At 69.8% G+C, this 25203-nt stretch carries 22 protein-coding genes, 2 tRNA genes and 2 pseudogenes; 11 read left to right on the top strand and 15 right to left on the bottom strand.

All coding sequences use genetic code 11. The annotated features are described in order from the left end of the window. Positions 1-53: 53 nt before the first annotated feature. From OG953_RS21015 to OG953_RS21030, 4 genes and pseudogenes are all read right to left on the bottom strand, one after another. Positions 54-230 (bottom strand): annotated as a pseudogene (locus OG953_RS21015) (two-component sensor histidine kinase); the annotation flags it as partial. Then, on the bottom strand, positions 231-971 hold the full coding sequence (locus OG953_RS21020) for a response regulator transcription factor (protein WP_405686085.1): 741 nt from the start codon (positions 969-971) through the stop codon (positions 231-233). An 80-nt stretch (positions 972-1051) separates the two neighbouring features. Further along, positions 1052-1930: an amidohydrolase family protein gene (locus OG953_RS21025; protein ID WP_405686087.1), complete on the bottom strand. Its 879-nt coding sequence runs from the start codon at positions 1928-1930 to the stop codon at positions 1052-1054. Between the two features lie 76 nt (positions 1931-2006). Beyond that, on the bottom strand, positions 2007-2894 hold the full coding sequence (locus tag OG953_RS21030; protein WP_405686089.1) for a DUF2797 domain-containing protein: 888 nt from the start codon (positions 2892-2894) through the stop codon (positions 2007-2009). Between the two features lie 155 nt (positions 2895-3049). Between OG953_RS21030 and OG953_RS21035 the strand changes: the two genes are divergently transcribed. From OG953_RS21035 to gap, 3 genes are all read left to right on the top strand, one after another. Beyond that, positions 3050-3595, top strand: coding sequence for a hypothetical protein (locus tag OG953_RS21035; protein WP_405686091.1), 546 nt, complete (start codon positions 3050-3052; stop codon positions 3593-3595). 71 nt (positions 3596-3666) lie between these two features. Further along, entirely contained in the window at positions 3667-4620 is a 954-nt protein-coding gene (locus OG953_RS21040; RefSeq protein WP_405686093.1) for a GlxA family transcriptional regulator, read from the top strand. A 107-nt stretch (positions 4621-4727) separates the two neighbouring features. Beyond that, positions 4728-5726: a type I glyceraldehyde-3-phosphate dehydrogenase gene (gene gap, locus OG953_RS21045; protein WP_405686094.1), complete on the top strand. Its 999-nt coding sequence runs from the start codon at positions 4728-4730 to the stop codon at positions 5724-5726. A 140-nt stretch (positions 5727-5866) separates the two neighbouring features. Here gap and OG953_RS21050 read toward each other — a convergent pair. Then, a tRNA-Arg gene (locus OG953_RS21050) sits at positions 5867-5939 on the bottom strand. A gap of 229 nt (positions 5940-6168) precedes the next feature. Further along, positions 6169-6259 (bottom strand) — tRNA-Ser (locus tag OG953_RS21055). 239 nt (positions 6260-6498) lie between these two features. On the opposite strand from OG953_RS21055, the gene OG953_RS21060 reads away from it, so the two are divergent. The 4 genes from OG953_RS21060 (at position 6499) to OG953_RS21075 (ending at position 13142) form a co-directional block, all read left to right on the top strand. Next, the gene (locus OG953_RS21060) at positions 6499-6963 is read left to right on the top strand and encodes an SSI family serine proteinase inhibitor (protein WP_405686096.1); all 465 of its coding nucleotides are present in this window, start codon (positions 6499-6501) and stop codon (positions 6961-6963) included. Positions 6964-7177: 214 nt separating this feature from the next. Continuing rightward, positions 7178-11158, top strand: a complete 3981-nt coding sequence (locus OG953_RS21065; RefSeq protein WP_405686098.1) for a PAS domain-containing protein — start codon at positions 7178-7180, stop codon at positions 11156-11158. A 272-nt stretch (positions 11159-11430) separates the two neighbouring features. After that, positions 11431-12858, top strand: coding sequence for a recombinase family protein (locus OG953_RS21070; protein WP_405686100.1), 1428 nt, complete (start codon positions 11431-11433; stop codon positions 12856-12858). Between the two features lie 161 nt (positions 12859-13019). Continuing rightward, a complete protein-coding gene (locus OG953_RS21075) occupies positions 13020-13142 on the top strand; it encodes a helix-turn-helix domain-containing protein (RefSeq protein ID WP_405691958.1) in 123 nt (40 codons plus the stop codon). Positions 13143-13157: 15 nt separating this feature from the next. On the opposite strand, the gene OG953_RS21080 is transcribed toward OG953_RS21075, so the two are convergent. Then, entirely contained in the window at positions 13158-13508 is a 351-nt protein-coding gene (locus OG953_RS21080) for an ankyrin repeat domain-containing protein (RefSeq protein ID WP_405686102.1), read from the bottom strand. Between the two features lie 310 nt (positions 13509-13818). On the opposite strand from OG953_RS21080, the gene OG953_RS21085 reads away from it, so the two are divergent. The 4 genes and pseudogenes from OG953_RS21085 to OG953_RS21100 all read left to right on the top strand — a co-directional run bounded on the left by OG953_RS21085 (position 13819) and on the right by OG953_RS21100 (position 17105). Then, on the top strand, positions 13819-15054 hold the full coding sequence (locus OG953_RS21085) for an MFS transporter (protein WP_405686104.1): 1236 nt from the start codon (positions 13819-13821) through the stop codon (positions 15052-15054). 134 nt (positions 15055-15188) lie between these two features. Continuing rightward, a pseudogene (locus tag OG953_RS21090) lies at positions 15189-16207 on the top strand (IS1380 family transposase); the annotation flags it as partial. 35 nt (positions 16208-16242) lie between these two features. Further along, positions 16243-16434: a helix-turn-helix domain-containing protein gene (locus OG953_RS21095; RefSeq protein ID WP_405692465.1), complete on the top strand. Its 192-nt coding sequence runs from the start codon at positions 16243-16245 to the stop codon at positions 16432-16434. A 14-nt stretch (positions 16435-16448) separates the two neighbouring features. Then, positions 16449-17105 (top strand): IS630 family transposase, encoded by a 657-nt coding sequence (locus tag OG953_RS21100; RefSeq protein WP_405691960.1) that lies wholly within the window; start codon positions 16449-16451, stop codon positions 17103-17105. A 220-nt stretch (positions 17106-17325) separates the two neighbouring features. On the opposite strand, the gene OG953_RS21105 is transcribed toward OG953_RS21100, so the two are convergent. The 8 genes from OG953_RS21105 to OG953_RS21140 form a co-directional block, all read right to left on the bottom strand. Continuing rightward, positions 17326-18978, bottom strand: coding sequence for a long-chain fatty acid--CoA ligase (locus OG953_RS21105; RefSeq protein WP_405691961.1), 1653 nt, complete (start codon positions 18976-18978; stop codon positions 17326-17328). A 144-nt stretch (positions 18979-19122) separates the two neighbouring features. Further along, positions 19123-19728, bottom strand: a complete 606-nt coding sequence (locus OG953_RS21110) for a SigE family RNA polymerase sigma factor (protein ID WP_405686106.1) — start codon at positions 19726-19728, stop codon at positions 19123-19125. A gap of 190 nt (positions 19729-19918) precedes the next feature. After that, positions 19919-21085 (bottom strand): lipid-transfer protein, encoded by a 1167-nt coding sequence (locus OG953_RS21115; RefSeq protein ID WP_405686107.1) that lies wholly within the window; start codon positions 21083-21085, stop codon positions 19919-19921. Further along, the gene (locus OG953_RS21120; RefSeq protein WP_405686109.1) at positions 21082-21477 is read right to left on the bottom strand and encodes a MaoC family dehydratase; all 396 of its coding nucleotides are present in this window, start codon (positions 21475-21477) and stop codon (positions 21082-21084) included. Before OG953_RS21120 ends, OG953_RS21115 begins: the two co-directional genes overlap by 4 nt. Then, positions 21474-22508, bottom strand: coding sequence for an acyl-CoA dehydrogenase family protein (locus OG953_RS21125; RefSeq protein WP_405686111.1), 1035 nt, complete (start codon positions 22506-22508; stop codon positions 21474-21476). The genes OG953_RS21120 and OG953_RS21125 overlap by 4 nt, the downstream gene beginning before the upstream one ends. Before the next feature lies 1 nt (position 22509). Beyond that, the gene (locus OG953_RS21130) at positions 22510-23469 is read right to left on the bottom strand and encodes a bifunctional MaoC family dehydratase N-terminal/OB-fold nucleic acid binding domain-containing protein (RefSeq protein ID WP_405686112.1); all 960 of its coding nucleotides are present in this window, start codon (positions 23467-23469) and stop codon (positions 22510-22512) included. Next, on the bottom strand, positions 23466-24641 hold the full coding sequence (locus tag OG953_RS21135; protein WP_405686114.1) for an acyl-CoA dehydrogenase family protein: 1176 nt from the start codon (positions 24639-24641) through the stop codon (positions 23466-23468). The genes OG953_RS21130 and OG953_RS21135 overlap by 4 nt, the downstream gene beginning before the upstream one ends. A gap of 205 nt (positions 24642-24846) precedes the next feature. Then, complete coding sequence (locus tag OG953_RS21140; RefSeq protein ID WP_405686115.1) at positions 24847-25158, bottom strand: hypothetical protein; 312 nt, start codon at positions 25156-25158, stop codon at positions 24847-24849. Positions 25159-25203: the final 45 nt, after the last annotated feature.

Consider the following 25203-nt stretch of genomic DNA (forward strand, 5'->3'; position numbering starts at 1 on the left):
GTCGTAGAAGGTGGCGCTGCCGACCGTGACCTCCTTGAAGTTCTCCTCCACCCAGGAGGAGGTCCGGGACGCGGCCTCCACCCGGTTGGAGGCTGATCGTCGAGCTTGCCGTACATATAACTGCGGAAGGCGATGGTGGTGACCGAGCCGATGACCGCGGCGATCAGCGTCACCGCCGAGACCACGAGCCGGGTCCGCAGCGTCCACGGCCCCACCGCCGGCTCACGCACCTACTCACCGGGCTTGATGAGGTACCCCGCCCCGCGCCGGGTGTGGATCATCGGCGACCGCCCGGCGTCGATCTTCTTGCGCAGATACGAGATGTACAGCTCGACGACGTTCGCCTGCCCACCGAAGTCGTAGTTCCACACCCGGTCCAGGATCTGCGCCTTGCTCAGCACCCGCCGCGGATTGCGCATCAGGAAGCGCAACAGCTCGAACTCGGTCGCCGTGAGGTGGATGGACGTTTCGCCCCGGCTCACCTCATGGCTGTCCTCGTCGAGCATCAGATCACCGACGACGAGCGTCGACTCGCTGCGTACGGCCGCCGTACCGGACCGCCGGATCAGCCCGCGCAGCCGCGCCACGACCTCCTCCAGGCTGAACGGCTTGGTGACGTAGTCGTCGCCGCCCGCCGTGAGCCCGGCGATCCGGTCCTCCACCGCGTCGCGCGCGGTCAGGAACAGCACGGGGACCTCCGAGAGCTCCCGCCGCAGTCTGCCGAGTACGGCGAACCCGTCCGTGTCGGGCAGCATCACATCGAGGATCACCGCATCGGGCCGAAAGTCGCGCGCCATCCGTACGGCACCGGCGCCGTCCCCGGCGCTGCGCACCTCCCAGCCCTCGTAGCGCAGGGCCATGGAGAGCAGCTCGGCGAGCGGAGCCTCGTCGTCCACCACCAGCACACGAATGGGGGTGCGGTCCGCCCTCAGTAGTTCGGTACGCCCCTGGGGCGAGGTCGTCGTCGTCATGCCTCAACCCTGTGAGGCTCCTCTGAGAGGGCCCTTTCCCGATTCTGTGAATTCCCTGAGAAAGCGGCCCTCATGGGCCGTCAGTCCACGCTGAACAACGCGCTCGCGTTCCCGTGACAGACCGCGCGCAGCCAGTCGTCCCCCAGCTCCAGCCGTTCCAGCGCGTGCAGCTGATGCGCGTACGGATACGGGATGTTCGGGAAGTCCGTCCCCAGCAGAATCCGCTCCCCGAGCGCCGCGAGCCGCCCCCGCTCGGCCACCGGGAACGGCGTGAAGTCCTCCGTGAAGTCCGTGAACGCCATCGTCGTATCGAGCCGTACCCCCGGGTACGTCTCCGCCAGCGCCAGGAACTCCGTGTACTCCGGCATCCCCATGTGCGCCACGATCAGCCGCAGCCGCGGATGCCGGGCGAGCAGTCGGCCGACCGGTTCGGGCCCCGTGTACTTGCCGGGCGCCGGCCCGGAACCGCAGTGCATCACCACCGGAACCCCGGCCTCCGCGAGCAGCCCCCACACCGGCTCCAGCAGCGGGTCGTTGGCGTCGTACGCGCCGACCTGAAGGTGCGACTTGAAGACCCGAGCCCCCGCCTCCACGGCCTCTCGTACGTACCGCTCCACGCCCTCCTCCGGGAAGAACGTCGCGGTGTGCAGACAGTCCGGCACACGGCGCGCGAAGTCGGCCGCCCAGCCGTTCAGCCAGGCCGCCATGCCGGCCTTGTGCGGGTAGAGCATCGCGGTGAACCGGAGCACGCCGAACGAGCGCAGCAGCGCGAGGCGTTCGTCCTCGTCGTGCCGGTACTCGATCGGCCACTCCATCCCGGTCAGCGGCCCGGCGGAGTCGAAGTACGCCCAGACCTTGCGGAGCACCCGCTCCGGCATGAAGTGCGTATGGACATCGATGATCCCGGGCAGCCCCAGCCGCTCCCGGAACCGCACGACGTCGTCGGCGTCACCACTCATCCCGCGCTCCTCCCACCGTTCCTCACCGCCCGTAACGGTCCGTCCCTCACCGTCCGGACCGACCGGTCCGACGATCTCAGAACAGCCCGCCCTGCACGCCACCGCCCCCGATGTCCGCCACCGGCACCCCCACGCCGGCCCGCGGGTCCGCCGCCACCAGCTCCCACCCGGTCATCAGCCGGGTGTCCAGCACCACGACCCCGTCCGCCGCCGTCGCCAGATGCAGATCGGGCCCGGCCGCCGCCACCAGCCGCCCCGCGACCGCGCCCCCGGCCACCAACTCGGTGACGGCCCACGCCACCTCCAACGCGCCGTCGAGCCCGAACAGCCCGGCATGATCGACCGCCTCGAACGGCAGCCGCTCCAGCGAATCCGGCCACCCGGCCCCCTCCAGCGCCACGGCCCGCCCGTACAGCTCCGCCACCTCGGCACGGCGCTCCGCCACCCCCGGCAGCGCCCCGCGCACGGCCCGCTTCCTCGCGTAGGGAATCCGGTCCGGCACCCCGAGCGCCGACCGCAGCAGCTCCTCGGTCCGCCGGCACGCCATCAACGGCCCCCGCCCCAGCCAGCTGAACACCACGGCCCCCTGCTCGCGCAGCCGCGCCGCCTCCCGCTGCTCGGCGGTGATCCCGACCTTCACCATCCCCGGCCCGAACCAGGCGAGATACACGCGGTACGTCCTCGGGTCATCGGCGATCGTGTCGGCGGCCACCGAATACGCCCGGTCCAGCCGCGCGCACTCCGGGCACCGCGCCCCCGTGCTCCGCCCCGACACCACGGCCCCCACCGGACACGCGTTCCCGCGCGCCCCGACGCACCGCCGCTCCCCCTCGGCCCGGAACCCGAACTCCGTCCCGTACGCCTGCGCACTCCCCCGTACGGCCCCGCCCCGCCGCCAGCCCAGCACGGGCGGCCCCTGCACGTCCGGCCACCGCAGCCCGGTGCACTGCCACGCCACAGCCATGAACGACCCCCGGAAAGACATTGAGCGACGTCAGGCGACGTTAATGGACGGCCGCGGCAGCCCCGCGCCGGGACGGAAAAACCGGAGGTCGCCGCAGTGCCGCGCCAAGTATTCTGATCAACTGCTTTTCAAACATGACTGGTTGGAGAATCCACGTGTCCGACTCCGGCGACACCCGCACCACCGGCGACCCGGCCGGAAGGACCGATCGCAGCCAGCGAACGGTGATCATCGCGGCTGTCATCACCGCCTCGGCCACCATCGTCGCCGCCGTGATCGCGACAACGGTGGCGGGCGGCCACTCCCCGAAGGCACCCGCCGCCATCACGGCGCCCCCGGCCCCGCAGCACACCTCGCCCACCCCGCGCCCCGTGCAGAGCCTGCCGGCCACGCCTTCGGCCCCGGCCCCTTCCCCCACGGCCGCCCGCATCATGGCCGCACCGGACTCGGCCGCCATAGGAGCCACCGTCACGATCACGGGCTCCGGTTTCGCGGCCGGGGAACAGGTGCGCATCACGTTCAACGGAACGTACGGCTCCACACTCGACCTCCGCGACATCACGGCCGGACCGGACGGCGGCTTCGCCGCAGAGGTCACGGTCCCGGAGGACAGCGTCGATTCGGACCAGCAGCAGTCGTTCGAAGTCCGCGGCCTGGACAGCGACGAGCGCGCCGACACCCCGTTCCACATCACGGGCTGAGCCGTGTCCGGAAAGTCCCGTCCGGTCCGCGCGGGGGCGTACCGAAGTCACGCCCCACGTAACCTCTTCCTGTGCCCTCCCGCCTGCATCGCGTCGCCGTCCTCGTACTCGAAGGCGCGAAGCCGCTCGATGTAGGAATTCCCGCGCAGGTCTTCACGACCCGCGCGAGCATGCCGTACGAGGTGCGGGTGTGCGGGGCGACACCCGGTCCCGTGGCCGGCGGCGAAGGTCTCGCGTACTACGTCGCCCACGGCCTCGACGCGCTCGCGTGGGCCGACATCGTCTTCGTCCCCGGCTACCGGTTCCCGGACCGCGACGACCCGCCGCAGGCCGTCGTCGACGCACTGATCGCCGCCCACGACCGGGGCGCGCGGCTCGCCGCCATCTCGACGGGCGCCTTCGCGCTCGCCGCCACGGGCCTGCTCGACGGCAGGCGTGCCACGACGCACTGGCACTACACGCGGGCGCTCATGGCCAGGCATCCGCTCGTCCAGGTCGACGAGAACGTGCTGTTCGTCGACGAGGGCAGCGTGCTCACCTCGGCCGGCGCCGCCTCCGGCATCGACCTGTGCCTGCACATCCTGCGCGGCGACCTCGGAGTGGCCGCGTCCAACCACGCGGCCCGGCGTCTGGTCGCCGCCCCCTACCGCAGCGGCGGCCAGGCCCAGTACGTGCCGCGCAGCGTCCCCGAGCCACTCGGCGAGCGGTTCACCGCCACCCGCGAGTGGGCGCTGCACCGGCTCGGCGAGCCCCTCACCCTGGACACACTCGCGCGGCAGGCCGAGGTCTCGCCCCGCACGTTCTCCCGGCGCTTCGTCGAGGAGACCGGCTACACGCCGATGCAGTGGGTGATGCGCGCCCGCATCGACCTGGCCCGCGAACTGCTGGAGCGCTCGCAGCGCAGCGTCGAACAGATCGCCGCCGACGTCGGGCTCGGCACCGGCGCGAACCTGCGCCTGCACTTCCAGCGCATCCTCGGCACCACACCGAGCGAGTACCGGCGCACCTTCACCCGAGGCGAGTGACCCGCCCGGCACCGCATGGCGGGATCCTTTTGAACCATGGCGATCCCGCCACTGTCAGCGGCGCGCGCCTCGGGCGAGCCTGGTGGCGAAGGAAAGGGACATCACTCATGACTCGCATCGCCATCAACGGATTCGGCCGCATCGGGCGCAATGTGCTGCGCGCACTCCTGGAGCGCGACAGCGCCCTCGAGATCGTCGCCGTCAACGACCTGACGGAGCCCGCCACTCTCGCCCGGCTGCTCGCCTACGACAGCACGGCCGGCCGGCTCGGACGCCCGGTGTCCGTCGACGGGGACGTCCTCGTCGTCGACGGCCACCGGATCAAGGTGCTGGCCGAGCGCGAACCGGCGCAGCTGCCGTGGGCCGAACTCGGCGTCGACATCGTCCTGGAGGCCACCGGCCGCTTCACCTCGGCCAAGGCCGCCCGCGCCCACCTCGACGCGGGCGCGAAGAAGGTGCTCGTCAGCGCGCCGTCGGACGGCGCCGACGTCACGCTCGCGTTCGGGGTCAACACCGACGCCTACGACCCGGCCGTGCACACGATCGTCTCGAACGCCTCCTGCACCACCAACGCGCTCGCGCCGCTGGCCGCGGTCCTCGACGAACTCGCCGGTATCGAGCACGGGTTCATGACGACGGTGCACGCCTACACGCAGGAGCAGAACCTGCAGGACGGTCCGCACCGCGACGCCCGCCGCGCGCGGGCCGCCGGCGTCAACATCGTGCCGACCACGACCGGCGCCGCCAAGGCGATCGGCCTGGTCCTGCCGAACCTCGAAGGCAAGCTGTCGGGCGACTCGATCCGCGTACCGGTGCCGGTGGGCTCGATCGTCGAACTCAACACGACCGTCGCCCGCGACGTGACGCGCGACGACGTGCTGGCGGCGTACCGCGCCGCGGCACAGGGGCCGCTCGCCGGCGTCCTCGAGTACTCGGACGACCCGCTCGTGTCGTCCGACATCACGGGCAACCCCGCCTCGTCGATCTTCGACTCGGCCCTCACCCGCGTCGACGGCCGCCACATCAAGGTGGTCGCCTGGTACGACAACGAGTGGGGCTTCTCGAACCGCGTCATCGACACGCTCGAGCTCCTCGCCACCCGCTGACCGGACGCCGGGGCGACACGGCGACGAGCCGTGCCGCCCCGGCCGCCCGTCGCGCCGACTGACAGGGTTGCTGTACTTCGCTGCTGTACGGATAACGCCGAAGGCCCTCAGGATTTCTCCTGAGGGCCTTCGACTTGCTGTGCACTCGGCAGGATTCGAACCTGCAACCTTCTGATCCGTAGTCAGATGCTCTATCCGTTAAGCTACGAGTGCTTGTGCTTCCCGGTTTTTTTCTCCCCGGTCGGCGTTGCGAGAACAACATTACATGACCTGCGCCGTGACGCGAAATCCTTTAGCTCCACCAGCCCTGACCTGCGGAAATACCCTGCGCGACGGTGTCGTACGGGTACTTCCGGGGCCGTTCGGGACGGCGCGGGCGGAGCGTCCGGGTCCGGATACGACCGAAGCCCCGTGCCGGTGGCACGGGGCTTCGGTGATGAAGCGGAGGCGGAGGGATTTGAACCCTCGATGGGCTTTAAGACCCAAACCGCATTAGCAGTGCGGCGCCATAGACCGGACTAGGCGACGCCTCCAGCACACCTCGCGCGAGCGCGAGTGGTGCGTGCAGATGATGCCACAGCTGAGTACTGCGTCACCAATCGCTGCCTACGGTACTAGGCAGTCGGGCACGAGGGCAAAGCGCCTGCGGTTGCGCAACGCCGTGGCGTGCGGAGCGTTAGTGAGACGAGGGAGGCGCCGCCTTCCCGTTCTTCCATTCGTTCCACCCGCCGTCCCGTCCCTCTCGTCGAAGTGCACGAGCACAGGAGCCCGCATGTTGCGTCGCCTCGCCCTCACCGCCGTCGCGTCTCTCGCCGCGCTGTCCGCCGCCGCGCCGGCCGCGACCGCGGCCACCGTCCCCCTGCCGCTACCGCTGCCGCTGCCCCTGCCCCTGCTGCACGCCGACGACGCCCGTACCCGGTTGACGGTGACGGTCTCGGGCACGGGGGATCCCGCGGCCGAGGGCGTCTTCGAGCTGAAGTGCGGACCGGCGGGCGGCAGCCACCCGGCGGCGCAGCAGGCCTGTGACCGGCTGGAGGAGCTGGCGGGCGAGGGCGCCGACCCGTTCGCCCCGGTGCCCGGGGACGCGATGTGCACCCAGCAGTTCGGGGGTCCGGCCACTGCCCGGGTCACCGGGACCTGGCGGGGGAGGAGCATCGACACGGCCTTCGACCGGGCCAACGGCTGCGCGATCTCGCGCTGGAACGGGCTGCGGCCGGTGCTCCCCAACGTCCGATGAGCAGGGTCCACATCCCTGTCCAGGGCCTATCGAACGTCACGTGACGGGCTGGAGTCGTACACCGTATGCACAGAACCTTGGTGAGAGCTCCCCCTCATCCGCCGCCCCACGCCCCTCCCCTGCCTTTAGACTCCTTCCGTGACAGCCTGCGGCCCGAGGGGCAAGATGGGGCCCGCTGTCGGCAAGGTGCGGTAATCAGGGAGGAAGCGTCGTCGTGAGCAGCAGGCCATCCCGAGGCACTGCTCGCCTCGCAGCCATCCTCGATGCACTCCCTGACGGGCTGCTGCTCGTCAATTGCAACGGCACGGTCGTCAACGCCAACACCATCGCGCTGGAAATGTTCGAGACGCCGGGCACCGCGCTCGTCGGGCGCGGGCTCCTCGACCTGCTGCCGGAGTTCGACTCCAAGCTGATTCCGGGGTCGATGCGCCGGCCCGAGTCCGCCGACGACCGCGGCCGTACGAAGCCGACGCGGATGACCGCACGGCGGACCGACGGCAACGAGTACCCGGTCGAGGTCACCAGCGCCAGCCTGGAGGACGGGCAGGCCGCGTACAACGACTTCCAGAGCAGTTACAGCGGCAGCTACACGGGTGATGAGCTTCTGATGCTCGTCGTACGGGATCTGTCGGGCACCGTCGACACCGAGGCCGAACTGGCCCGTTCGCAGCGGCAGACCGAGATGATCCTGCGGGCCGCGGCCGAGGGCGTCGTCGGCACGGACACGGACGGCCGGGTCGTCCTGGTCAACCCCGCCGCCGCGCAGATCCTCGGCTTCCGCGCCAGCGATCTGGGTGGCCAGGAGCTGCATCCGCTGATCCTGCACTCGCGGGCGGAGGGCGAGCCGTTCCCGTACGAGGAGTCGCCGCTCGCCGACACCCTCAGGTCCGGCCGCAAGCACCGGGTGCGCGGGCAGGTCCTGTGGTCCAAGAGCGGTGCGCAGGTGCCGGTCGATCTGACCACCGCGCCGGTCCGGGACGGGGACCAGCTGGTCGGTGCGGTCATGACGTTCACCGACCGCAGGCCGTACGAGGAGCTCAGCGAGCAGCACAAGGCCGAGGTCGCCGAACTGACCGCGGGCCACACCGCGGAGGTCACCGGACTGACGGAACGGCACAGCGCGGAGCTGGCCGACCGGGCCGAGCGGTACACGGCCGAACTGGAAGCGCAGGCCGAACAGCTGGCGGCACTCACCGCCCGGCACACCCAGCTCACCGCCGTACTCGGCGAGTCGCTGCGCGGGCCGCTGGAGGAGCTGCGAGGCGAACTCTCCACGCTCGCCGCCGACCCGGCCGGCCAGCTGTGGCCGGAGGCCAACCAGATCCTCCACCACCTGGCCGCGGGCTATGCCCGGATGACGACGCTCGTCGACAATGTGCTCGGCTACCAGCGCCTGGACGCCGGCTCGGAGGAGCTGGTCAAGGCGAACGTGCTGCTCGACTCGGTCGTGACGGCCGGTATCGACGCGGCCGTCGAGCTGATCGGTCCCGGGCGCGCCCAGTTCGCGGTGCACGCGCCGCCGATCGAGGCCGAGGTGGACGCGGCCCGGCTGGTGACCGCGCTCGCCCATCTGGTCGCGGATGTCGCCGGGGTCGACTCGACCGGCAAGGCCCGCGTGGCGCCGGGCGGTGGCTACGTCGACTCGACGGTCGTCGTCGCGGCGGCGCAGCGCGGTGAGGTCGTACGGATCGAGGTGCGCGGGCCGTTCGCCGGGGGAGACCCGGTGCATGAGCCGATCGTGCGCGGGATCGTACGGGCGCACGGCGGCGTGCTCCAGACACACGAGGTGCCGGGGATGAGCGGCAGCGCGTACGTGCTCGAAGTGCCGTTGGGCGCGGGCTCGGGAACCGTGATGCCACCGGCGTCCGAGCCGGAGCCCGAGCCCGGGCCGGAGCCGATGGCCGGCCAGGCCGCGCCGGGCGGCGGGCGGCGGCGGGCGCGGCGGGCGTCCACGGACGCGTTCCTGGAGAGCCCTGTGGGCGGCTCCGGGGCGGGGGCCGGGTCCGGGGACGGAGACACCGCGGCGGCCGAGCCGACGGGGCGGCGACGGGCGCGTCGCGAGCCCGCGGTGCAGGGCTCGCAGGAGACGCAGGGTGTGCAGAGCGCACACAGCCCGCACGAGATCATTCCGGCCCAGCAGAGCGAGGGGTCGGGGCGCAGGCGTGGGCGGCCGAGTCCGGCCGAGACCGGTGCTCAGCATTCACTTCCGGCTCAGCCGTCCCAGTTGCCCGAGCAGGCGCAGGGGCAGAGGCCTGAGCAGCCTGCTGTCGAGCAGCAGGGGCCGGGGCAGGCGTTGGCGCTGCCCGCGGCCTCGGCACCGTCCGAGGGGGCGGTGGTGACGGCGGCCGAGGGCGCGCAGGGGGGCGGTGGCCGCCCGCAGCGTGGGCAGACCGTGCCTCCGCAGGGCGTTCCGGCCGAGACGCCGATGCCGGTGCCTGCGGGTGGACACCGGGCGCACCAGGGCGGCGAGAACCAGCTGGCCCTGCCGTCTTCCGCTTCCGCTTCCGCTCCTGCCGCCGAAGGCTTCCCGCAGGCCGGTGACGGTTCGGCGTCGGCGCCTCAGCCGACCGGGCGGCGGGCGCGACGGGCATTGGCGGCCATGCAGGAGCGTTCCGTACAGGCCGAGCCGACCGGGCCTCGTACCGCGTTCGCACTCCCGCCCGCTGATGCCGACCGGACCCCGCCCACGGCCGCCGACGCGGACGCCTCGCTGCCCGGACGCCACGACGCCGTACGCCTGGCACCGGACGACAACCACACACCGCCCCAAGCACACTCCGCAGCGACCGGGCAGCCTGCGGGGCAGCAGCCGGTGCAGTCCGGCGGCCGGGCGGAGAACGGCTCCTCGGGACAGGGCCCGGCCGCGCCGGCCACGCCCGTCGAGCAGGCCGATGACCGGGTCGACAACCACCCCGTCGATCACCCCGGCAGCCGGTCCGGCGGCGATCCGGAATGGCCCGCGGCCGGCCACACCACGCACACCACCGGCACCACAGCCGTCGCAGGCACCGCCGACGCCACCGGCATCGCGGAGAGCCGTCCGCGGAACATCGCGCCCGTAGCGGACGCGCGCAGGCAGCAGCTGCCCGCGGAGGCACCGATGCCCGGCGGCTCGTCGGACTCGACGCAAGGACGCGCGTTCAGCGTGCGGACGCTCGGGCAGGGTGTGCCGTTCGCCCAGCACATCGCGCACCAGCAGAACCAGACACTCGGCGGTGCCGGCCGGCGCCGTAAGCTCGCCGCCCCGCCGGAGGGCGAGCGCACCCCGCAGTCCGCGCCGTCCCAGTCCGCCGCCGCGCAAGGCCAGGGCCCGGGTTCGGGTCAGTTGCTCTCCGTTCCTGAGGCCGAAGGACGCGCGTACGCCATAGGGGCACCCGACGAGGGCGCCGAGGGGCCGGAGCCGCTGGATGGTCCGGGTGGCGCGGTCGAGGTCGCCAACCGTCCGTCGCCGCAGCCGGTCGACGACGAGCTGCCCCCGGAGCCGCTGGACAACCCGCGTCGGCTGCTCGTCTGGCCCGCGCCCGATGTCGCTACCCAGCAGGCACTGAGCGACCGCGGCTACCGGCCGGTGATCGTGCACTCGCGCGAGGAGGTCGACGCCCAGATCGCGGCGTTCCCCGCCGCGCTCTTCGTCGACCCGCTCACCGGTCCCATCACCCGCAAGGCGCTGCAGTCGCTGCGTCAGGCGGCGGTGGCGGCCGAGGTACCGGTGCTGGTGACGGCCGGTCTGGGACAGGCCTCACGGGAGGCCGCATACGGTGCCGACCCGGCCGTGCTCCTCAAGGCGCTCGCACCGCGCGACAGCGAACAGCATCCGCCGCGAGTGCTGTTGATCGAGGAGCACGAGGAGATCGCGCTGGCGCTGACGGAGACGTTGGAACGCCGCAACATGCAGGTCGCGCGGGCCTCCACCGACAACGAGGCGGTGGCGCTCGCCACCCGGATGCGGCCCAACCTGGTGGTGATGGACCTGATGCAGGTACGCCGCCGCCGGGCCGGGATCGTCGACTGGCTACGTGCCAACGGCCAGTTGAACCGAACCCCGCTGGTCGTCTACACCTCCGCCGACATGACCGGGTCGGAACTGCCGAAGCTCAGCTCGGGCGAGGCCGTCCTCTTCCTGGCCGAGCGCTCCACCAGCGACGAGGTGCAGTCGCGCATCGTCGACCTGCTCGCGAAGATCGGCACGAACTGACGCGTACGGACACGCAATACGGACATGGGCGCGAACGGCCGGGCGGGCGCCCGGAGATGACGGCGAGGGCGGTACGGGAGATCCCGTACCGCCCTCGCCGTGCTCCCCGACCGGGTCGGGTCAGAGCCGGGTGATGTCCAGCTCGCCTTCCGCGTACTGCTTGCGGATCACATTTTTCAAGAACAGCCCCGTACCACGCAAGTTCCTCTAAGCTGCCCCTGCTGCCATCGTGGCAGGTCAGAGAGTGACCGAGGGGTCGGAGGGGCGGGAACGTGGTTGTAAGGCTCGGCGGGTACGCCCGCATCAGCCTGGACAAGGACGGCGAAAAGCTCGGGGTGGAGCGGCAGCGCCATGACTACGGTCAGGTGGCTGCGGTACGGCCGGGGTGGCAGATCGTCCGCGACTACATCGACAACGATGTTTCCGCCTACAAGCGAACGGTGATCCGGCCGGAGTTCGGGCAGCTACTCGCCGACCTTCAGGACGGAATCCTTGACGGCGTGATCGCCTATGACCTTGACCGCTTGGCACGTCAGCCGCGCGACCTGGAACGGCTCATCGACATCTTCGAGGATCGGCAGAACCTTGTGTTCTGCACGGTGACCAACGATCTCGATCTGTCCACGTCGGACGGCCGCACCATGGCACGGGTGATGGTGGCGTTCGCCAACAAGGCGAGTGCCGACACGGGGCGGCGTGTGGCCCGTAAGCATCGCGAGCTCGCTGACAACGGCAAGAACAGCGGCGGGTTCCCTGCCTTCGGCTGGAAGGCCGACAGGGTCACTGTCGACCCCGAACAGGCTGCCCTGATCTGCAAGGCGCACGATGACCTTTTGGCGGGTGTGCGGCTGTCCACGATCGTGAGCGAGTGGCAGGAAAAGGGTGTTCAGACGAGCCGTAACACGGGCAAGCCGATCAGCCGTTACGCCGTGAAGTCGATTCTGCGAAACCCCCGTCTGGCCGGCTTTCGCACCCTGCGAGGGGAAATCCACCTCGGCCGCGACGGCAAGCCCGTGATGGGCGTCTGGGAGCCGATCACGACGCCGGAACGCCTGGAGGCCGTTACGGCTGTTCTGGACGACATCAAGGCCAGGCACGCCACCGCTGGGGCGAGTAACAATCACCGCTATCTCCTGAGCGGGATTCTGCGTTGTTCGGAGTGCGGGACCCGCATGATTGCAAACATGCGGTCGTCTTACGCGACGGGGAAGACCAAGGGAAGCAGCTTCTTTTACCGCTGCCCGGCGGTTTCCGATGGCGGATGCGGGAAGGTTTCCCGTGCCGGTGAACCGATTGATCAGCACATCATCAACCTCGTCCACGATGCTGAGACGCGGTTGACGGCGACCAAGGTCAACGCTGCGGAATGGCCCGGTGCGGCACGCTTGGCCGAGGTCGAGCAGGACATCGCGGGCCTGGTGTCGGCAATGAACGGCAAAAAAATCAGCGCCGCCACAGCGATTGCAATGCTGGAACCACTGGAGCAGGAACGAGACGAGCTGGAGTACGAACGCAACAGGCATACCGTGGCACAGGTAAAGGCTTCTGCTGCCACGCTGGATCAAGAGTTTGAGCGACTGCCGATCGAACGCCAGCGCGCCGTCATCATGAAGCACGTAAGGGCCGTGGTCGTGCGCCCGGCTGGCCGAGGTGCGCGTAAGTTCAATCCGGACCTGTTGGAAGTGGTGTGGGCCGCGTAGCGGTCCTTCAGGCCAAAAAGGCCTTGCTCGCCGAGCGGGGGCCTTCTTGGTGTGTGCTCATTATTTCGACTGCCATAGGTACCCATAGCCTCATCAAGGACCGCACCCGTGCGGGCCTGGAAGCGGCCAAGGCACAGGGCCGTACCGGCGGCCGTCCGTCCGTGGTGAATGCGGACGTGCTCACTGTGGCCCGTGCCCGTAAGGCAAAGGGCGAAAGCGTGAGTGCCATAGCTAAGGCTCTGGGGGTATCCAGGGCGACCCTTTACCGCCACCTTGGCGAGTAGGGCGCAGCAGCGCCCTCATCTGCAACCGACAGCACGCCGCTTGATGTGTTCTGCAAGCAGCTTCATCGCGGGCTGGTGGTCATAGTGTTCCGCGACGTCCAAGGGGCTGTCCCCGCGGGGGTCGCGCAGCTGCGGATCGGCGCCGAAGGCCAGCAGGATCGCAGTGGTGTGCACGGTCAGCGGTTGCCCCGTCTGCAAGGCTCCGTCGCCCTCGACGTCGAGCGCGTGGGTCGGCAGCGTCTGACGCTCGAGGACCTCGTTGGGATTGGCTCCATCCGCAAGCAATCGAGCAAGGGTCTCGGCATCTTCGTGCTCAACGGCATGATGCGCCGGTGTCCAGGCCCAGCCGAAGTCGTTGTCCACCACGCCATCCAACCCCCAGGCCCCGACGCTTGACGAACAGAATGCGGGACCGGTCTGGTGATCTTGTGTCCGCCGACCTGTCCGGCGACACCGCCATCCCGAATCGGTGCCGTGCCTGACCGGGCGGGCCGGCAATCTTCGGGAACGCCCCTGCTCTCCGGCGTGGCCGGCCCTTGTCCTGCACCTCAACGCCTCCGCACAGATATGCCGGGCAGGCCGTACAGCTCACTAATTGCAACCCTCTTGCTATTGCAAGTAATAAGCAGAAAGCTGGGTTAGTCCTTACTGTCGACCCAGGAGGCGGAGCCCCGTCATGCCCAAACTGATGCCGGATTCCGGCCCACAACGCGTCATCGCCGCCTCGAACTTTGTCTACACCGTCGGCAGCGGCCTCTATCTGACCGCTGGAGTCCTGTACTTCACCGAGGCAGTCCACCTGCCGGCAACCCAGGTGGGCCTCGGACTCGGCATCGCCGGTGTCGTCTCGCTGGCCGTGGGCATCGCTGTCGGTCATCTCGCGGACCAACACGGAGCACGCGGCGTCTACGCGATCACCCTCGTCGTCCAAGCGCTGGCCACTGCCGGCTTCGTACTGGCAGACAGCTTCTGGCCGTTCGTCATCGCGGTGGGCACGGCCACCGGCGCCAAAGCAGCCGGATTAGCCGCACGCAGTCCGCTCATCAGGCACTACGGAGGGGACCGACCCCAGGAATTCCGCGCCTATCTCCGCGCCGTGACCAACGTAGGCATCTCCCTCGGCGCCCTGCTGGCGGGCTGGGCCGTCCAGGTGGGCACCCTCCCCGCCTACCAACTCCTGGTCACCGGCAACGCGGTTGCCTTCGCGGCTTCCGCAGCGATCCTGATCTACCTGCCGCCGGTCAAACCTGTCCCCACCGCCGGCGGCCCCCGCTGGATCGCCCTGCGGGACCGCCCCTACCTCCTGCTCGCCGCTCTCGACGGCATCATGGCCGTCCAGTTCAAGGTGCTCACGGTGGCCATCCCGCTCTGGCTGGTCACGGCCACCACCGCCCCGCGCTGGCTCATCTCGGGCACCATGCTCATCAACACCATCATCGTCATTGCGTTGCAGATACGAGCCAGCCGCAGCATCGATTCCCCAGCGGCCGGCGGAACTGCCTACCGCCGAGCGGGCGTGGCCTTCCTCGTCTCCTGCTCACTGATCTCCCTGTCTGCGGGGATACCGGCGTGGGCCGCCGCCACGCTTCTCATGACCGCGATGGTGATCCACACGATCGGCGAGCTGTGGCACTCCGCCGCAGGCTTCGAAGTGTCCTTCGCCCTCGCCCCACAGCATGCCACCGGCCAGTACCTCGGAGTGTTTGGCCTGGGCGCCGGACTGGCTGAAGCCCTCGGGCCGACCCTGCTCATCTCACTCTGCATCACCTGGGGCCGCCCCGGGTGGTACGTCGTAGGAGCGCTGTTCACCCTGACGGGCCTGGCAGCACCACTCGCCGTCCGCTGGGCACAACGCCACCAGCACGCTCAGGAGACACACCCAGAAGTCGCGTGGAAGGAAGCAGCCGCCTGAAAGGCTCACTAGCCTCGCGCTTTCATGAGCACGCTCGTCCATGCCTTGATCAAATAAGCGGAGAGTGCCTCTGACCTGCAACGATGGGACTTGTCTAGGGTCCTGTTTGCTGCACGGGAAGAAGCACTCTCCAGGTGAGTAAGCGTATCGGGTTGTACCCGCGGGTCCGCGTCGAGGGCGGCGGCAGGGGAACGGTCTCGCAGGCCGGGTCGGTGCTCCTGTTCGAGACGGTCCGCAAGGCCGGTCTGGACACCGCGATATCGGCGGCGCTGGCGCCGTGGCGCAAGCCGCGGGCAGTGCACGACCCGGGCAAAGCGCTGCTGGATGTCGCGCTCACGACCGCTTTGGGCGGGGACTGCCTGGCCGACGTCGCCATGCTGCGGGCCGAGCCGGATGTCTTTGGCCCGGTGGCTTCCGACCCGACGGTCTCCCGTCTCATCGACGCTCTCGCCGCGTCCGGGCCGAAGACGCTCACCGCGATCCGCACGCGCGATCCGAAGTGCGCACCCGGGTCCGGGAGTTGGCCGGTACGAGCAGTCCGGCCGCCGACAGCAGCGTGATCGTGGACATCGACGGCGTGCTGATCCTCGCGCATTCCGAGAAGCAGGACGCCACACCGACCTGGAAGAAATCCTTCGGCCATCACCCGCTCGTCGCGTTCGTCGACCACGGCCAGAGTGGTTCCGGGGAGCCGGTGGCCGCCCCGCTGCGGCCCGGGAACGCGGGCGCCAACACCGCAAGCGATCACATCACCACCACCCGACTCGCCCTGGCCCAACTCCCCAGGCATCTGTGGCGGGGCCGGCAGACACTGATCCGTACCGACTCCGCCGGCGGCACCCATGCCTTCCTCGACTGGCTTTCCACACCGGGCCGGTGGCTGTCGTATTCCGTCGGAATGACCATCACCGACACCCTCCACCAAGCCGTACTGAAGATCCCGAAGAAGGCCTGGACACCGGCCTACGACGCCGAAGGCACCGAACGGCCCGGCGCCTGGGTCGCGGAGATCACCGACATGCCCGACCTGACCACCTGGCCCAAGGGAATGCGGCTGATCGTCCGCAAAGAACGCCCGCACCCCGGGGCCCAGTTGCACTTCACCGACCTCGACGGACTGCGCCTCACCCGCTTCGCGACCAACACCAAGGGCGGCCAGTCGCGCGGAAGAAGCGCGACCTCCCGCCGGTGCCCTCGCCAGTGACCGGTGAGGTCGAAGCCCGGCTGATCGCGATGGCGTGCTCACAGCCACCCGAGGGTTATGCCCGGTGGTCGCTGCGGCTGCTGGAGAAGCACGTCGCGCTGGTCGAGGACATCCCCGATCTGGATCACTCCACCATCGGGCGGGTCTTAAAAAAACGAAACTGCGTCCTCATCTGAAGAAGTGCTGGACCATCCCACCACGAGCGAACGCGGAGTTCGCGGCCCGGATGGAAGACGTGCTGGCCGTCTATGCCCGGCCCTATGACCCGGCACGTCCGGTGGTGTGCATGGACGAGAAGCCCTACCAGCTCCTCGATCATGCCCGCGACCCGCTCCCGGCCCGCCCTGGTCACGACGTCTGCCAGGACAGCGAGTACATCCGCTGCGGCACATGCTCAATCTTCGTGTGGGTCGAACCCCTGCGCGGATGGCGTCGGGTTCAGGCACTGCCCCAGCGGACCCGGATCGACTGGACCGGCCAGGTCAAGCAGCTGCTGAGCGTGGATTACCCCGACGCCGAGGCCGTGGTGCTGGTGATGGACAACCTCAACACCCACGGCATCGCCTCACTTTACGAGGCATTCGACCCAGAAGAGGCCTTCGCCCTGGCCCAACGCCTCGAAATCCACCACACACCCAAACACGGGTCATGGCTCAACATCGCCGAGATCGAACTCTCTGCACTGACCCGGCAATGCCTCGACCGCCGGATCGGCAACCTCGACATCCTCAACACCGAACTCTCAGCCTGGCAGAACGCCACCAACACCGACCAACGTCAGGTGGACTGGCACTTCACCACCCACGACGCACGCATCAAACCCCGCCACCTCTATCCAAAAAAATAGCTGCGACGGTCTACTAGAGCATCGACCCATGCCCTATTTGGGGTAACCCCCGGCTACCTGTACGGGTCAACGCTGAGTCAGCACACGACCCGGAAGCAGGTGGAAGGGGCAGCTGCACTGCCCTGAGTCGCCTGCCCGCTCCCCCTCCGGCGGTCGTGGGTGCAGCGGTACCACAGGGCCAGCGGGGGCGCGTAGGGGGGCTGCATGGGCTCGGCCGAGGTCAGTCGAGCAGGGTCACGTTCAGCTCACCCGACCTATGTGCTTCACGAATCTTCTTCTTGTCGAACTTGCCGACGCTCGTCTTCGGCACCGCCGGAATGATCGTCCAGCGCTCCGGCAGCTGCCACTTGGCGATGCCGGACTCGGCGAGGAAGTTCCTCAGCACCTTGTACTCGGTGGTGGCACCGTCCTTGAGGACGACGGTCGCGAGCGGACGCTCGCCCCACTTCTCGTCCGGGACGGCGACGACCGCTGCCTCGGCCACATCCGGGTGCGCCATGAGCGCGTTCTCCAGCTCGACGCTGGAGATCCATTCGCCGCCGGACTTGATGACATCCTTGGCCCGGTCGGTGAGGGTGAGGAAGCCGTCCTCGCTGATCACGCCGACGTCACCGGTCTTCAGCCAGCCGTCCTCACTGAACTTGTCCCCGGGGCGCAGGGCCTCGCCGTCCGCGCCCCCGTAATAGGCACCGGCGATCCAGGGACCGCGCACCTCCAGCTCACCGGCCGACTCGTTGTCCCACGGCAGATGCTCGCCGCCGGGGCCGACCAGGCGCGCCTCGACGCCGGCCGGGAAGCGGCCCTGGGTGAGGCGGTAGGGCCACTCCTGCTCCTCGGTCAGCCCGGCGGGCGGGTTGGCCATGGTGCCGAGCGGCGAGGTCTCCGTCATGCCCCAGGCATGGCAGACACGGACGCCGAGCTTGTCGTACGCCTCCATGAGGGAGGGCGGACATGCGGCGCCGCCGATGGTGACGCGGGCCATGGAGGTGAGATCGCGCGGGTTGGCGGTGACCTCGGCGAGCAGCCCCTGCCAGATGGTGGGGACGGCGGCGGCATGGGTCGGCTTCTCGCGCTCGATCATGTCGGCGAGCGGGGCGGGCTGCAGGAACCGGTCCGGCATGAGCATGTTGACGCCGGACATGAACGTGGCGTGCGGCAGACCCCATGCGTTCACATGGAATTGGGGGACGACCACCAGCGTGGTGTCCTTGTCGGTCAGGCCCATCGACTCGGACATGTTGACCTGCATGGAGTGCAGGTAGATGGAGCGGTGGGAGTAGACGACGCCCTTGGGGTCACCGGTGGTGCCGGAGGTGTAGCACATGGCGGCGGCCTGGCGTTCGTCGAGCTCGGGCCAGTCGTAGCTGGTCGGGCGGCCGGCGATCAGCTCCTCGTACTCGTGCACCCGGGGCGCCGCGCCGTCGAGGAGGGAACGGTCTCCTGGCCCAGTGACGATCACATGCTCGATCGACGTCAGATGGGGGAGGAGCGGCGCGAGCAGCGGCAGCAGGGAGCCGTTGACGATGACGACCTTGTCGTCGGCGTGCTTGACGACCCAGATCAGCTGCTCGGCGGGGAGCCGGAGGTTGAGCGTGTGGAGGACCGCGCCCATCGAAGGGATCGCGAGATACGCCTCGACGTGCTCGGCGTTGTTCCACATGAGGGTGCTTATCCGCTGGTCGCCGTCGACACCGAGCTCGTCGCGCAGCGCGTTCGCGAGCTGCGTGGCCCGCCGGCCTGTCTCGGCAAAGCTGCGCCGCTGCGGCTCGGGCTCGCCGGTCCAGGTCGTGACCTGGGACTTCCCGTGAATGGTCATCCCGTGTTCGAGGATGCGGGTGACAGTCAGCGGTACGTCCTGCATGGTGCTCAGCACGGCGTCCTCCCGGTGGGCGCTACGCGGCAGTAGGGTTCCGCTGATTCTGCTCACATACCAGTCGGTATGTCACTAGTCCCGGGAGTACGAATCGGTGTCGTTCGGCAAAATCAGGCCTGCCCGGCACGCTGCCGCCGCCCCGGTTCACCGCACCGGAGCCAGCTCCGGGTCCTCCCTGAGCTTGCCGAGCGCCCGCGACACCGCGCTCTTCACCGTGCCGATGGACACCCCGAGCACCTCGGCCGTCTGGGCCTCGCTCAGGTCCTCGTAGTACCGCAGGACCACCATCGCCCGCTGCCGGTCCGGAAGCTTCAGCACGGCACGCCACATCGCGTCGTGGAGCGTCTGGCGCTCGGCGGGGTCGGGAGTCGGCGATGCCTCCTGCTCGGGCAGTTCGTCGCAGGCGAACTCGTCGACCTTGCGCTTGCGCCACTGCGAGGTCCGGGTGTTCAGCAGTGCCCGGCGGACATAGCCGTCGAGCGCCCGGTGGTCCTCGATCCGTTCCCAGGCGACATATGTCTTGGTGAGCGCGGTCTGCAGCAGATCCTCGGCATCGCTCGGGTTCGCGGTGAGCGAGCGCGCGGCACGCAGCAGTACGGGCCCCCGTGCCCGTACGAACGAGGAGAACGACGGATACGGAGCGTGCGGAGCCCGTGAGGCGTACAGAGTGCGCGCGGTGTACGGGCCGTGCGGGACGTGGCCGGTGGTGGCAGCTCCCCCGGAGGTGCCCGTGCAGACTGGCGTGGTCATGGCTCCACGCTAGGAGCGGGCCCCGTCCCGGGGATCGGCCCCAGGTCCCGAAACCGCGTCCGCCTCAGGGTGTAGGGGTGGGGCCTGCTCCACCTCCTGTAGGTGGAGTCGTCGTCGTCAGGGCTCAGGGTCGCTCCCCGATGCTCTGCCCGCACCCGGACGGCACCCCACTCGGGCAGCTGACCCGCACTCAGTCGTCCGCACCCAGGATCAGTCCCGAGGTGGGCACGCCGGTGCCTGCCGTGACCAGGGTCCTGGCCGCCCCGGACAGCTGGTTCACCGACGAGCCCCGGATCTGCCGGACCGCCTCCGCGATGCCGTTCATCCCGTGCAGATACGCCTCCCCCAGTTGGCCGCCGTGCGTGTTCAGTGGCAGCGCGTCGGCCGCGACGAAGTCGGCGGCCTCGCCCGGTGCGCAGAAGCCGAACTCCTCCAGCTGCATCAGGACGAACGGTGTGAAGTGGTCGTAGAGGATGCCCACATCGATGTCGGAGGGGGAGAGTCCGGAATTCCGCCAGAGCTGCCGGGCGACCACCCCCATCTCCGGCAGGCCCGTCAGATCGTCGCGGTAGAAGCTGGTCATCTGCTCCTGCGCCCGCCCGGCCCCCTGGGCGGCGGCGACGATCACGGCGGGCGGTTGCGGCAGATCCCGGGCCCGCTCCGCGCTGGTGACGACGATCGCCTGGCCGCCGTCGGTCTCCTGACAGCAGTCGAGCAGCCGCAGGGGTTCGACGATCCACCGCGATGCGGCATGGTCGGCCGGCGTGATCGGCTTCCCGTAGAAGTACGCCGCAGGGTTCCGGGCGGCATGGCGGCGGTCGGTGACCGCCACATGGCCGAAGACATCCGGCGTCAGCCCATAGGTGTGCAGATAGCGCTGGGCGGCCATGGCGACCCAGGAGGCCGGCGTGAGCAGCCCGAAGGGGAGGTTCCAGCCGAGCGCCGCGCCCTCCGCGGTGGGCTCCCGCTGCTGCACCCCGGAACCGAACCTGCGTCCGGAGCGCTCGTTGAACGCGCGATAGCAGACCACGACGTCGGCCACTCCGCTCGCCACGGCCAGGGCCGCCTGCTGGACGGTGGCGCAGGCCGCCCCGCCCCCGTAGTGGACGCGGGAGAAGAACGACAGCTCCCCGATACCGGCCGCCTGGGCGACGGTGATCTCGGGGCTGGTGTCCATGGTGAAGGTGACCAGGCCGTCGACATCGCCAGGGGTCAGCCCGGCGTCGTCGAGGGCGGCCCGCACCGCCTCGACGGCCAGTTTGAGTTCGCTGCGCCCGGAGTCCTTGGAGAACTCGGTCGCCCCGATCCCCACGACCGCCGCCCTGCCGCCGAGCGAGTCGGCTCTGCGCACGCTCATGCCGCCCCTTCCGGAACGCTGACGGTCACCGTGCCGGTGACATGCCTGCCGAGACCGTTGGCTCCGACGACCGACACCTCGGCCGTCCCGTCGTCCCCGAGGGCGGTGACCGTGCCGCTCAGGACCATGGTGTCCCCGGGGTAGTTGGGCGCGCCCAGCCTGATGGCGACCTTGCGGAGCACGGCCGACGGGCCGAAGCGGTCGGTGACGTACCTGCCGACCAGGCCGTTGGTCGTCAGGATGTTCATGAAGATGTCCGGGGAGCCTTTCTCCCGGGCGAGCTCCGCGTCATGGTGCACGTCCTGGTAGTCGCGGGAGGCGATGGCCCCCGCCACGATCAGGGTGCGGGTCACCGCGATCTCCAGCGGCGCCAGCTCCTCACCGACCTTCACTCCGGTCCCTCCTTCACCAGCGACTGGCCCAGTTCCTGCAGTACTTCGCTGCCGCATCCCAGGTAGGCGTCGAGCTGACGGCCCCAGAGGAAGTGACGGTGTACGGGATGGTCGAGGTCCGCGCCCGTTCCGCCGTGCAGATGCTGCCCGGCGTGCACCACCCGTTTTCCGGCCTCCGAGGCCCACCAGGCGGCGGTCAGCGCCTGCGGTCCGTACGGCAGTCCCGTGTCATACCGCCAGGCCGCCTCGTACGCGGTGACGCGTATCGCCTCGGTGTCCATATGGGCGTCGGCGGCGCGCAGCAGCACCGCCTGCTTGGTGGAGAGCGGGCGCCCGAACTGCTCCCGCGTGTTCGTGTGGGCGACGGCCCTGGCCAGCGAACCGGCGCACACCCCGGCCTGCAACCCGGCGAACGCAGTCCGGCTCGCGGCCAGCACCGCCTCGTACGCCCCGGCGCCACCGAGCCGCTCCCCGGGCGCCCCGTCCAGGACGAGGCGCGCCGCCGACCACGGCGCCGTGGTCTCCACCGGCTCCGTCGCCACACCCTGATCAGCGGTCCGTACGATCCACAGCCCCCGGTCCGAGTCCGCGACGAGGACGAGGCCCGCGTCCCGCAGCCACGGCACGTGCGGCATGCTGCCGCTCAGCCGCCCGTCGCCGTCCGCCCGTATCCCACCGCGAGCCGGGAACGCCCCGGTGGCGACAGCCGTGCCGTCCCGCAGCGGAGGCAGCAGTCGCTCCCGCTGTTCATCCGTGCCGTGGCCGACGACGGCGACCAGCCCGTACACACAGCTCGCCGCGAACGGCACCTGCGCCGTCGTCCGGCCCTGCTCCTCCAGCAGGAGCACCAGGCCCAGCAGCCCGATCTCCTCCACGGCTGCGGTCAGTCCGGCCGCGCAGAGCTCCTTCCACAGCTCGGCGTCCGTCCCCGTGCCGGCTCCGGTCAGGCGCTCGTGCGTCGACAGATCCCCGAAGATCTGCGCCGCCAGTCCCTGTGCCGCGGTCTGCTCCTCGGTGGGTGCGAAGTCCATGTCAGCCCTCGCTTCCCCGGAAGACCGGAAGCTCCAACTCCGGGTCCGTACGGAGGAACTCCAGCCGCACCGGCATTCCCGTCCGCACCTTGTCGTACGGCACGCCGACCACATTGCCGACCATCCGCACACCCTCCGCCAGCTCTATCAGCGCCACCGCGTACGGCCCGCCCTCCGCGGAGGTGCTGAAAGCGGGGAAGGGCGGGTGATGCATCACGACGTGACTGAAGACGGTGCCCTCGCCGCTCGCCTCGACCGTGTCCCATTCCTGGCAACCGCACCCGTTGCAGCCGGGCAGCCAGGGGAAACGCAGCGTCGCGCACTCGCCGCACCGCTGGATCAGCAGCCTGTGCTCGGCGACGCCCTGCCAGAACCCGGCGTTGTCCCGGTTGATCACCGGCCTCGGGCGCAGGCTCCGGCCGCCGCGGGGCGCCGCGCGCTTCACCACTGCCGGTGTGTACTTGAGGATCCGGAAGCGGTGTGTCCCGGCGGGCTCCCCTTCCGCGCGGACGTCCATCCGCGTCGTCACGAAGTAGCCCGTCCCCAGCTTGGTCGTCTTCCGCTCCGAGACCGACTCGATCAACGCGTCGAACGTGATCCGGTCGCCGGGCCGCAGCGGCCGCAGATATTCCTGCTCGCAGTCGGTCGCGACCACCGAGGTGTACCCCGCGCCGTCGAGCAGGCCGAACAGGTCCTCGTACGCCTGGGAGCGGTCGGTGTGCCCCGAGAGGCCGCCCATCGTCCACGCCTGCAGCATCGTCGGCGGGGCGATTGCCTCCGGCCCCGCGTAGACGGGGTTGGTGTCCCCCATCGCCTCGCACCAGTGCCTGATCATCGGCTCGTTGACGAGGTCCTTGCCGACGCCCGCGGTCGCGGCGGCACGCCCCTCGAACTCCTTGAGTCGCCCGTACAACTGGTCCGACTCGTCCTGTTCTCCACGCCCTTCCCGCGCGCCCGTCACCGCTTGCCCCTCTTCATGCCGAGCCGCATCGTCGCGACGATCTCCCGCTGCACCTCGCTCACTCCGCCCCCAAAGGTGTTGATCTGCGCCGCCCTGTTCATCCGCTCCAGCTCCCCGTCCCCGAAGGAGCCGGGCGAACCGCCCCGGATCGTCCCGGCCTCGCCCGTGATTTCCTGGCAGATCCGATACACCTCGACAGCGCTCTCGGTTCCCACGAACTTCACGCCGCTCGCCTCGCCCGGGGCCAGCGAACCCGCCCCGACATCCCCCACCAGCCGCCAGTTGAGCAGGCGCGTCGCCGCCAGCCGGGCGTACGCCTCGGCCAGCCGGGTCCGCACCCACGGCTCGTCCACCGGACGCCGGCCCGTCAGCGGGTCGGGGGTGCGAGCGAAGGTGAGTGCCGCCTCGTAGAAATCCTCGGCCTGCATTCCGATGGCGGCGAGAGCCACCCGTTCATGGTTCAGCTGGTTGGTGATCAGCCCCCAGCCGCCGTTCTCCGCACCGACCAGATGAGTGGCGGGCACCCGTATCGCGTCGTAGTAGGTGGATGTCGTGGTCAGCCCGCCCACGGTCTCGATCGGCGTCCAGGCGAACCCCGGGGCGTCCGTCGGGACCAGAATGATCGAGATGCCCTGGTGCTTGGGTGCATCCGGGTCCGTGCGACAGGCGAGCCAGATCCAGTCGGCGTTCTGCGCATTGCTGGTGAAGATCTTCTGCCCGTCGATCACCCAGGAGTCGCCCTCCCGCACGGCCCTGGTGCGCAGCGCGGCGAGGTCCGTACCGGCCTCCGGCTCGCTGTAGCCGATGGCGAACACGACGTCGCCGCTGAGGATCCTGGGCAGGAAGTACGCCTTCTGCTCCTCGGTCCCGTATTTCATCAGCGTCGGCCCGACGGTGTTGAGGGTGACCATCGAAACGGGCGCCCCTGCCCGGTAGGCCTCGTCGAAGAAGACGAACTGCTCGTCGGGGCCGCGCCCCCGGCCGCCGTACTCGACGGGCCAGCCGAGTCCGAGCATCCCGTCCGCGCCGATCCGGCGCAGCAGTCGGCGTTGCTCGGCCGGGTCGTCGACCCCGGGCCCCGTCCTCGCGCCCCTCCCGGGCATCACCTTGCCGAAGTACGTACGGAGTTCGGCGCGCAGCTGTTGCTGACGCTCCGTCTGGGCGAGGTGCACGGCGGCTGCCTCCCGGACACGGGCGTACGGATCAGGGTTTCTGACTGTCCGTCAGATCCGTACTCGCTGTCAAGGTCGCCGACGCTCCGACGCGGTCGCCGGGCAACGCGAAGCGGCCTGCACAAGGACACCGAAGCGCCCTCGCACAGGCCGCTGTTCCACCAGCCGTGACCGACCCCCCGACCGGCCCATGGCCGGTCCCGGGTCACCAGAGATTGGTGAAGTTCACCACGACGTTCTCGTTGCACTGGTGGATCGCGGTGAACGCCGATCCGTTCACCTGCGCGGAGTTGCTCCGGTTCGACGCTCCGGAGCCGACGGCCTGCTGCTGTGACGTGGACGAATTACCGGAGTTGTTGCCACCGACGCCGCTGCCGACGACCGTCGCAACGGCCGCGTTCGATCCGTCGTTCGCGAACGCGCCGTTGTCGGCCTGGGCCACGCCGCCGAAGAGCACGGCGGCGAGGGGCAGAGCTGCGACAGCGGCGAGGGCACGAGCGGTACGGATGCTTGCCATGTCAATTCCTCCAGGAAGCGGAAGTACGGCTTGTCCCGAGGCAGT

The organism is Streptomyces sp. NBC_00057 (assembly GCF_045041165.1).
In the GTDB taxonomy this organism is placed as follows: Bacteria; Actinomycetota; Actinomycetes; order Streptomycetales; family Streptomycetaceae; genus Streptomyces.